Origin of the sequence: Weissella sp. DD23, from assembly GCF_001579105.1 — a bacterium.
GTDB classification, from domain to species: Bacteria; Bacillota; Bacilli; order Lactobacillales; family Lactobacillaceae; genus Weissella; species Weissella cibaria.
Genome location: NZ_KQ970393.1, coordinates 196,663 through 207,100, shown reverse-complemented (window position 1 = coordinate 207,100; position 10,438 = coordinate 196,663). Strand labels below are relative to the sequence as shown.

At 45.9% G+C, this 10,438-nt stretch carries 9 protein-coding genes; 7 read left to right on the top strand and 2 right to left on the bottom strand.

Going from position 1 to position 10,438, the window contains the following annotated elements:
* Positions 1–2,551 (top strand): carbamoyl-phosphate synthase large subunit (gene carB, locus WEIDD23_RS07010; RefSeq protein ID WP_062358866.1); only part of this gene is annotated, 2,551 nt, incomplete at its 5' end.
* Between the two features lie 44 nt (positions 2,552–2,595).
* Here carB and WEIDD23_RS07005 read toward each other — a convergent pair.
* Entirely contained in the window at positions 2,596–3,303 is a 708-nt protein-coding gene (locus WEIDD23_RS07005) for a biosynthetic peptidoglycan transglycosylase (protein ID WP_229103707.1), read from the bottom strand.
* A 128-nt stretch (positions 3,304–3,431) separates the two neighbouring features.
* Positions 3,432–3,815 carry a hypothetical protein gene (locus tag WEIDD23_RS07000; protein WP_043710461.1) on the bottom strand — a complete coding sequence of 128 codons (384 nt, stop codon included), beginning with the start codon at positions 3,813–3,815 and terminating at the stop codon, positions 3,432–3,434.
* Between the two features lie 112 nt (positions 3,816–3,927).
* On the opposite strand from WEIDD23_RS07000, the gene WEIDD23_RS06995 reads away from it, so the two are divergent.
* The 6 genes from WEIDD23_RS06995 to WEIDD23_RS06965 all read left to right on the top strand — a co-directional run bounded on the left by WEIDD23_RS06995 (position 3,928) and on the right by WEIDD23_RS06965 (position 10,373).
* Positions 3,928–5,205: an APC family permease gene (locus WEIDD23_RS06995; protein ID WP_062358865.1), complete on the top strand. Its 1,278-nt coding sequence runs from the start codon at positions 3,928–3,930 to the stop codon at positions 5,203–5,205.
* 96 nt (positions 5,206–5,301) lie between these two features.
* Positions 5,302–6,195: an ABC transporter ATP-binding protein gene (locus WEIDD23_RS06990; RefSeq protein ID WP_010373283.1), complete on the top strand. Its 894-nt coding sequence runs from the start codon at positions 5,302–5,304 to the stop codon at positions 6,193–6,195.
* The gene (locus WEIDD23_RS06985; RefSeq protein ID WP_010373282.1) at positions 6,185–7,792 is read left to right on the top strand and encodes an ABC transporter permease; all 1,608 of its coding nucleotides are present in this window, start codon (positions 6,185–6,187) and stop codon (positions 7,790–7,792) included. Before WEIDD23_RS06990 ends, WEIDD23_RS06985 begins: the two co-directional genes overlap by 11 nt.
* A 538-nt stretch (positions 7,793–8,330) precedes the next feature.
* Positions 8,331–8,960, top strand: a complete 630-nt coding sequence (locus WEIDD23_RS06975; protein ID WP_010373277.1) for a type II TA system antitoxin MqsA family protein — start codon at positions 8,331–8,333, stop codon at positions 8,958–8,960.
* Positions 8,961–9,271: 311 nt separating this feature from the next.
* Positions 9,272–9,661 carry a MerR family transcriptional regulator gene (locus WEIDD23_RS06970; RefSeq protein WP_010373275.1) on the top strand — a complete coding sequence of 130 codons (390 nt, stop codon included), beginning with the start codon at positions 9,272–9,274 and terminating at the stop codon, positions 9,659–9,661.
* Positions 9,654–10,373, top strand: coding sequence for an SDR family NAD(P)-dependent oxidoreductase (locus tag WEIDD23_RS06965; RefSeq protein WP_010373273.1), 720 nt, complete (start codon positions 9,654–9,656; stop codon positions 10,371–10,373). Before WEIDD23_RS06970 ends, WEIDD23_RS06965 begins: the two co-directional genes overlap by 8 nt.
* The last annotated feature ends 65 nt before the right edge of the window (positions 10,374–10,438 follow it).

Sequence of the window (10,438 nt, the reverse complement as noted above, 5' to 3'; positions counted from 1 at the left end):
GTCCGGTGGGGGAATCGCCCAGAACGAAGCGGAATTGGTTCAAATTACCCAACACGGGTTGGATCTTTCACCGGTTACACAGGTGCTAATTGAGGAATCCATTGCGGGCTACAAAGAAATCGAGTTTGAGGTCATGCGCGACACAAAGGACAATGCCTTGATTGTGGCGTCGATGGAAAATTTTGATCCAGTTGGGATTCACACGGGCGATTCAATTGTCGTTGCGCCGGTTCAAACATTATCGGATGTGGATTATCAGATGTTGCGTGATGCGGCATTAAAAATTATTCGCGCATTGGATATTGCCGGTGGGGTAAATATTCAAATGGCGTTGGCACCTGACAGTGACAAATACGCCATCATTGAAGTTAATCCGCGGGTTAGTCGCTCGTCTGCACTGGCGTCAAAAGCGACGGGGTACCCGATTGCGAAGATGGCAGCCAAAATTGCCGTGGGATTATCCTTGGACGAAATCAAAAATCCGGTGACAGAGACGACTTTGGCGGACTTTGAGCCAGCCTTGGATTATGTGATTGTCAAAATTCCACGATGGCCATTTGATAAATTTAAAACAGCTAACCGACAGTTGGGCACACAGATGAAGGCGACCGGCGAAGTTATGGCAATCGGGCGGAATTTAGAAGAGGCACTTTTGAAAGCAATCCGATCGTTAGAAATTGGGGTGACCGGATTAAACGATGTGCAGTATGAGGAGTGGGCAACCTCAGAATTGTTGGCCCATTTATGGCCGGCTCGTGATGATCGGTTGTTTATGTTGGCCGAACTATTGCGTCGTGGTGTGACACCAACTGAATTACACGACGCTACCAAAATTGATAATTATTTTCTAGATAAGCTCGTGAACATTGTGACGCTTGCGCAACAACTACAACAAGCGCCAGGTGATAGCACGATGCTTGCGTTGGCAAAACGGCGCGGTTTTGCGGATGCCACAATTGCTGAACTTTGGCAGTGGACAAGCGATGATGTTTGGCAGTTACGAATCGACCATGACATAAAACCTGTCTATAAAATGGTTGATACGGTAGCAGGCGAATTTGACGCGGTGACGCCGTACTATTATGCAACGTATGGTAAAGAGAATGAAGCCCGGGTAACCCAACGGCCATCGGTATTGGTAATTGGTTCTGGTCCGATTCGAATTGGGCAGGGGGTTGAGTTCGATTATGCGACCGTGCATGCGGTCAAGGCGATACAATCAGCGGGGTACGAAGCGATTGTGATGAATTCAAATCCGGAAACTGTCTCAACTGATTTTTCAATTTCGGATAAGTTGTATTTTGAGCCGTTAACGTTTGAGGATGTGCGTGAAGTGGTGGCGCTAGAACAGCCGGTGGGCGTTATCGTGCAATTTGGTGGTCAAACGGCCATTAATTTAGCTGCTGATTTAGAAAAGCACGGGATTAATATACTGGGAACCTCAGTGGCAGACTTGAATCGCGCGGAAGATCGGGCATCGTTTAATCAAGTCATTGAAAAGCTACAGTTGCCACAACCAATTGGTCAAACGGCGACGACGGTCAAGGAAGCGGTGAAGATTGCTAAATCAATTGGTTATCCGGTGTTAGTTCGACCAAGCTATGTATTGGGTGGTCGTGCAATGGAAATTGTCACTAACGAGGCAGCTTTGGCCGATTATATGAGTCGGGCCGTGGCGGTGTCCCATGATCACCCCGTATTAATTGACCAATACGTGGTTGGCATGGAGGCAGAACTAGATGTCTTAAGTGACGGTGAAACCGTTGTGACGCCAGGGGTTATGGAGCACATTGAACCAGCCGGTATTCATTCAGGTGACTCGATGAGTGTCTATCCACCACAGGTGCTTTCAGAATCACGACAAGCAAAGATGATTGCAGCTGCGACAGCGCTAGCCCGCGAATTGCAAATTGTCGGTTTGTTAAATGTGCAATTTGTGATTCAAGACGACACGGCCTATGTTATCGAAGTGAATCCACGGGCGTCGCGTACGGTGCCATTTATCTCAAAAGTGACTGACGTACCATTAGCGCAATTGGCGACGCAAGTGATGCTCGGGACGAAATTAGCAGACTTAGGCTATCAGGATGGTGTGCAGCAAGTGCCAACCACGGTGGCGGTTAAAGCGCCTGTTTTTTCATTCAGTAAATTACCAGGCGTCACCCAATTATTGGGTCCGGAGATGAAATCAACGGGTGAAGCGATGGGGCGTGCCGAGACGTTCGACGTGGCACTCTACAAGGCTTTTACCAGCGCCGGCATAAAGGTGCCAGCGACGCCAGGGGTTGCGGTCTTGTTAACAGACGATGACCAAGAAGCCGTTGCACTTGAGTTGGCTTTCGTTAACGCCGGTTTTAAGACCCGGCGCCAGTGTGAACGGGTTGAACAAGGTGATGTGCTGATTGATACCCGCAAGATACCGGTGGCATCACCGCAAGCAGATCAACAGATGACACTTTGGCATGACGCGATGAATAAACAACTGCCGGTATTCACGTCGGCAGCTACAGCCTACGCATTTTTACAAGCGTATCAGTCGCAAAATGAATGACTGACAAACAAAAAATCCGCGAAGTGCAATTCGCGGATTTTTCGTTAACGAGGCAAAAGTCCGTCAGTAACGCTGGTTGCTTTTGCCTCTTCGTATTCATGATGGTTAATTTTGTTATCATCGAGCATCGCAGCTAATACGATATTTCGGCGCCGTGCCACTAAATCTGGATTGGTATACAGATTAAAGTTGGTTGGACTTTGGCCTAAGCCGGCGATTATCGCGGTTTGAGAAAGTGTCAAACTGCTTAATGGCTCGCCAAAGTAATAATACGCAATGGTTTGCGCGCCATATAATTCATGACCTTCATAGATCTTATTAGCGTAATACTCAAAAATCTGTGGCTTGCTGAAGTTTTTCGTCAACTGCAAGGCCAGATAGATTTCTTGAATTTTTCGACGGGGTGTTTGATCCGCTTTTGAAGTTGAAAAAGCGGTTAATTTGACCAACTGTTGCGTAATGGATGAACCACCGCGAGCAGTACCGTCGCCGAACTGTGCCATCACATTTGACGTAATGAGGTTGAATAGCCCGCCCATATTGACGCCGTTGTTTGATTCAAACGAGCGATCCTCTGTCGCAATGACGGCATTGCGATAGTTTTCCGGAATACTGTCATAGCGCACATAGATTTGATTGTTTTCATCACCAGGGTTGGCCTGCAGTTTTGCCTGCGTAATAGTTGGTGCCTGGTGGATAACATATGTTGCATAACCCGCGCCAGCCAACAGCAAAAGCAATAATCCGCCCAATAGTAGCTGGCCTAGCTTACGTAGTGGGTGTCGTTTTTGTCGACGTTGTGTCCGACTTGCCATAACGTCCCTCCGATAAGTGTTGTTTCAGTTAGCATACGGGGACTGGACAAAAATTGCAATGTACTTTAGTTAGCAGATGGGGTCAAGGTTACCGTCAAATGATTGTTTTCATCAACGATGGCATCGTATGCAGCCGTGCCGTTGTCACCAAGGAAGTGCTGGCCGGGCGTGCGCTTTGCCTTCAAAAAGGCCCCGATAAATGATGGGTGTGTCCAGTTCATCCCAAATTCAAATCCTTGGAAGGTGCCAGGGTAACGGCGGTCATCCGCATCGGCATCAAAGCGGATTTCAGTCACACCATCAATCGCATTCGTAATGTGCATTTGAAGGCCATCTTGATCGATAACCTTATAAGTGCCCACTGAGAGCGTTTCTTCGATTGGGTAAGTAATCGTGCTTGTGTTGTTGTAGGCGTGTGCCAACGTCTCGTATGTTCCTAATGTGGTCATGTTCGTGGCCTCCTTTGCTTTGTTGCGATTATTATCGTCCTGTCTTACCAGGTTGTAAATGAAAAAGGCACGAATTAAGCGTAGACTAACGGCATAAGGGGGATGCAAACGTATGAAAAAGATGAAAGCGGGCATCGGGTTCCCCAGCGTGGTGCTCTTAGGCGTAAATGGGGTCATTGGTGGTGGCTTGTTTTTGCTGCCAAGTACGATGTATAAACAAGGTGGGCAACTCGTTTTGCTTGCGATTGCATTAGCAGGCATTGCGGCGACATTAATCGCCATGCATTATGCGGTGATGTCATCCAGGATTGATGAAGATGGTGGCGCGTGGGTGTATACCTTAAAGGCGTTTGGCCATTATCCAGGTTTCTTAGTCGGCTGGTTTGGTTGGTTATTTGGGGTAATTACCATCAGTGCCGAATCGGCAGCGTTTTTAAAAACATTGACCGGTTTGGTGCCGGCCGTTGGCACACCAGTGGTTTATAACGGCTTGGCCTTAACGATTATGACGTTGCTAATTATTATGAACCTGTTTGGCACGGGAATTTCGAGTCGTATTGATGATATGTCGAGTTTAATTAAAATTGGGGTGATTGTGGCGGTCTTCATCGCGACGGTAGTCTGGTTTGTTCTTGGGCATGTTGATCATTTTGCGGTGGCACAAGCCAAGCCGGTGGCGGACTTTTCAGGGGCCTTTGGGAACGCCTTTTACATGTTTACCGGTTTTTCTTTAATCCCAATTGCAGCGAAAGAGATGAAGAACCCTGGTAAAATGTTGCCGCGCGCCATCTTGACGGTCATGCTTGCCACCACAGCTATTTTCGTATTGATGCAGTTGGTGGCAATGTCAGTTTTGGGTCCCGGATTGGCTGGCTCGTCATTACCGGTTGCTGATATTTTCAATACTATTTTGGGACGTATTGGCCGTACGGTTATTATTACTGGCATGATGCTTTCAATTATTGGGGTAGCGATTGCAACTTCGTTCAACTCGCCAATTGAACTGGCCTCGATGGCACGTGAACGTGGCTTTTTGCCACGGGAGTTATCGCGGACGAATCGTTATGGGGCTCCCGTCGGCGCGGTGTTATTAACGATGTTGATTGCGGGTGGTTTGATTTTAAGTGGCAGCTATTTGTTTTTGATTAAGCTCATTGTGTTGAGTGATTTTGTCCAGTACTTAGGCACGATTTTTGCTTCACTGAAGTTGCGCAACGATAAAACATTGCCGACTGGCTTTGAACTACCAGGTGGTAGGTGGTTAACCTACTTAACATGCTTGGTTGTTGCGTATTTATTTACAACTTTTGCCTTTACGACCGTTTTGGTCGGGGTTGGCTTTGCGATCTTGGGCACCGCAATTTACAGTTTTGAACAACGACGACATTAAATGATAGGCGAGATTCATGCGAATCTCGCTTTTTGATTGCGGTTCGACAATATTTTTTCGATACAGTAGGTATATTCAGAAGAAATGGGATGAAATATGACGAAAGTATTGGAAATATCACATCTAAATAAGACGTTCGGCAAGTTCCAAGCCTTGTCGGATGTCTCATTTACAGTTAACCAAGGCCAAGTGTTTGGCTTTTTAGGACCGAATGGAGCTGGCAAAACAACGACAATCCGCTCAGTACTTGGTTTGTTGAAGCGTGACAGTGGCACGATTAAGTTGATGGGTGAAGACGCAACGGGCAATGTATTGGATACCCATAAACATATTGCTTATGTGCCAGGGGATGTTTATCTATGGCCTAATTTAACCGGTGGCGAAACGATTGATTTGCTGTTGCGGATGGGTGGTCATGCCCGGACAAAACGAGTTGATGATTTGATTAAATTATTCGAATTAGATCCGCGTAAGAAGAACCGCACGTACTCGAAAGGTAATCGACAAAAGGTGGCGTTAATTGCAGCGTTTAGTGCAAATGTTGACTTGTATATCTTTGATGAGCCAACGAGTGGTCTCGACCCCCTCCAGGCGCGCAATTTTCAAGATCAGATATTAGCGTTAAAGCAGGCGGGGAAAACAGTGCTACTTAGTTCACACATTTTATCGGAGGTTGAAAAGGTCGTGGACTGTGTGGCAGTGATTCGGCAAGGACGGATTGTTGAAGTTGGTTCCTTGACTGATTTGCAAGAGCACGCGGCCCTGCGTATTAATGCGCAAGTCCAGGATTGGACACCGTTTCAGGATTATCCGAAGTTTCATCAAGAATTAAATGGCGAAATTTCCTTTACGGTAGCCCGTGCGTTATTACCTAAAACAATGACGGCATTAGTGACGGCAGGCGTAACGGATTTGAAGGTCACGCCACCAACGCTAGAAGATTTATTCATGCAATATTATGATACGGGGGCTGTGGCGCATGAATCGTAATATGTGGTGGTTGTTAGGGGCTAATTTAAAAAGTGATTATCGCGTAATCATCGTTTGGCTATTGGTGAATTTTAGCCTGATTGTGTCTGGTGCGCTAAAATTAGCGGATTTATATAATTCGCCGGAAACATTAGATCAATTGCTAACCATGTTACGAACGCCCATGATGACGGCCATGTTCGCACGGATGCCAGAATTATCGCAGTATACTGTTGCAATCGTATATGCCGCAATCATGCTGCCGATTATGGCGGTATTAATGGGTTTGATGAACGTACAACTGGTGGTTCGCGGTACTCGTCAAATGGAAGAGTCCGGTGAAACAGAACTGATTCGAGGAGGTGTCACAACGGCGACTACGCCGGTCTTAGCAACGATTTTTGAAGTGCTGGGTGTGAATGTTTTGATGACCATGACGATGGGAATTGGGGTGGTGCTAATTCCCATGCATGGTGCAACCAGTGGCGGCGCGATACTTTTTGCGACATTATTGGGGACGTTTGGCCTCATGGTGGCCGGTATCACCTTGGTATTAAGCCAATTATTCGCGGAATCTCGCTCAGTTAATGCCATTGGATATGGTGTCATTGCGGTAATGTATGTGCTGCGTGCGGTGATTGACGTTCGTCGAGCCGCGGAATGGCGATGGTTGTCACCATTAAATTGGCTTGAAAGTGCTCGCATTTTCGCAGATAACCGAGCGGGGGCAATTTTAACGCAAGGCTGGTTTGCGATTGTATTGGGCTTGATTGCGTTAGCGCTCGTTAACGGGCGGGACATTAACGCTGGGCTAATCCAATTTGCAGGGCGCGGTCGGCAACGGGCGACCGTTTGGTTACGTGGGTTTACGAGTTTATTTGTGCGTTTGCAAGCCCGACTAGTGTTGACGTGGTTGGTCGGCTTGGCATTTTTTGGCGCTATGTTTGGTAGCTTGTTTCATGAGGTGGGTACGATGATGATTGATAACCCGCAGCTAACTAAAATTATCGGCGCGCAACTTGAAGCGAGCATGCATCATGCCATCTACCGACACTTTTTGGTGATGGTTAGCATGTTTATTAGTTTCTTGGCCATCTTGGCCGGGCTAAATGTGATGCAACGGTTTCATACAGACACCGTCCGTGGGGCATACGACTTACTCGGTGGCATGCGATTAACGCGTCTTAAACTCTATGCGACGTATGTTAGTGGTGCAATGATTGTGGCACTTTGCTTGTGGGGGGTGGCCTTTATGATCGTTTGGTTTACCGCTAATATGGTTCTGACAGTGCCAATGGATGTGACCATGATGCAACAAGCTCTGGTAGGTTATGTGCCAAGTATCGCAGTGCTTATAGCAATTGCGGCTGTGTTACTGGGATGGGCACCGCGTTGGTTTGGGTTAATTTACGGCTACGCGGGCGTGATGTTTTTAATGACCTACATGAAGAATCTCATGGATTTGCCAATGTGGGCATTAAAACTGTCGCCGTATGGCTGGACCTACAATGTGCCGGTTGTTAGCTTGTCGGTTGTTCGTAGTAGTTGGTTATGCGGATTAGCTGTCGTGTTGCTGATTGTCGGTTATATTGGTTTTAAAAAACGTGACTTGGTATAAGGAGACTGAGACAGTGACTGCTGTCCCAGTCTTTTTTGTTTTGGAAAAATAACTAATCTCATTGTCTGTATTAGATAAAGCAGACTGGGAATGTCAGCGGGTTAAGACCTCCGACGTGATCGATAGCTGCTGTGATAAACACAACGCGCTATATCATTGCCCTAAATTTAGGGCAATGATATGATTTAGGAAATGAGGGATACATGGGTTTATTCAATAGCTCGTCACGGCAACTAGTTGAAACGTTTTTAGCCAATTCAAATAATCTGATTGCTCAGAATCGAGTGGTTATTGTACCGCGACAGGTAAATTTAGACTTTATTGAGAGCTATGGCCTGCGAATTGGGACAATTTAACGTATGGTTGCGGCGTTAACGTTTGCTGAGTATGTTAAAGGTCCCGATCCGGATCGGAATCATGAAGGTGAATGGATTTGGGTGTTCATCAGACGTGAGGGGCAGCGCGGCTTATATTTCAAGTTACAAATCAGGTTAGAGATGTTATTCATCATTTCAATACATGAATCTAAGGAGAATAAATGACGTACTATATTGAGAGCTTAGATACTGTGGTACCAGAATCTGATACAGAAGTTGTGTTAGTTGATGTAACGACGAAAGTACGTGGGGAAGAAGTGACAGTTACTAATGTTGCTGAACGTCGTTATCAGAAAACGGGAGAAGTGGTTTTTGATCAAAAATTAGATGACGAACGGTTAGAAGCCGTGTATAGGGCATACGCCAAGGTGCATCATCTGGTATATCAAGATGAAATTAAATTAATTCGACACAAGATTGGAATTTCACAACGTGGGTTCGCGACGTTATTAGGACTTTCGCGGGCTAGTATTGAACAATATGAAACCGGTAATTTGCCGACAACTTCAGCGAGTCGTCGGATTGCAATGTTGCGGAATGTCAATGCGTTTATTATCGATCAGCTATTTGCGGTTTCTGACCAAACTGTGTATTCGCGCCAAGACTTGCGGGTGCTGATGCAATGGCACAATCAAGTGCAGTTGGCTGTTGAACGGGTTCGGCCGGTACGACATGCAGATAAGATTGACTTTGATTTTGAAATGCCAGCGTCGATGTTACCGCATGGTGCCGAGACGACATTTGAAGTTAAAACAGATGGGAATCAAATTATTTTACGGCCGATTCAGTGAAGTTAAGCTAGCTTTTAGTTGCCGTTAGTTTTGCCTTAAGCTAATCGTCATATGATTAATTGTGTTGAAAGGGAACCCACCTAATCAACAAACCCATAGAACAAACCCTATTCATAATTCTTTCTACTTTTTCAGGTGACAACCTGAATACTCCTTAAACGATATAGATCGTCGCAAGCCCATGCGACTTGATCCGAAACGGCCGTCAGACTCCCAACTGACGGCCGTTTTGTTTGCTGGAGAAGAAATGTTTGACTTAAACCGAGGTTTAACTGATATAGTAGTGTACACAAAGTTAGTGAGGTGAATGAATGGCGAAAACTTACACAATTGGTGAGACGGCTGAAATGTTTGGCGTGCCGGAATCGACGTTGCGTTTTTACGATAAACGGGGGCTTTTGCCGTTTATTGAACGTGACGAGGCAGATCGTCGTGTTTTTACGGAAATGCAAATCTCATTGCTGAAGACGATTCAACATTTGAAGAACACGGACATGACCATTGGCCAAATTAAGCAGTATGTTGATTGGATTGTTGAAGGAGATGCAACAATTCCCAAAAGATTGGCAATGTTAGTAGCGCACCGTCAAGATATTTATGATCAGATTGCAATGCGTGAAGCGAGCCTAGATGGGGTTAACTTTAAGATTGCGCGTTATGAAAAGTATGTGAATGAACAACGGGAGAAAGAGAATGACTAAAACAGCATTGGTTACCGGAGCTAATAAAGGCATCGGGTTTGGTATTGCGAAGGCCCTTTTGCAACAAGGCTATCGTGTATTGGTAGGCGCACGTGACGAACAACGTGGTTTAGCTGCGGTTGAGGCATTACGCGCATATGGAGATGCCAAATTACAATTGATTGATGTTTCTGATTTGAACAGTATTCAACATGCGGTTGCTGACATTACAAAGCAAGAAGCAGATTTTAGTTTATTAGTGAACAACGCTGGTATTTCTGGTGACATGGGCCGGACGGCTTGGGAATTTGAGGCCCAAGAATTAATCGAGACGTATATGGTGGACTTCATTGGGCCATATGAGTTAACCAAGGGTCTATTACCAGTCTTGATTAAAAACGCTGGTAAAATTGTGAACGTTTCAGTGCCAATTGAGCCAAATGCTTGGTGGCACCCACTTGCATATCAGGCAGCAAAGGCCCCATTGAACGTGATGACCAAGGATTTTGGCTTGGAATTTACCCAACAAGAACTGCCAGTTGAAATTATGGCTGTTATGCCAGGGGCAGTTTCAACGGATTTGAATAATCATATTCAAGGTGATTTTGTTAAGACCTCAGATGAGGCAGGTGAATTGATTGCTGGCTTTGCCACCGATGGCGAAAATCATAATGGACAGGTTATCAACTTTGATGGGACTGTCGCTGATTATTCGGCCGGTTCAAATGTTTAATTAAAGATATGAAAAGAGAGTGAGACGAAAGGCGCTTTGGACCCGATGATAACGTTGTTTGACCC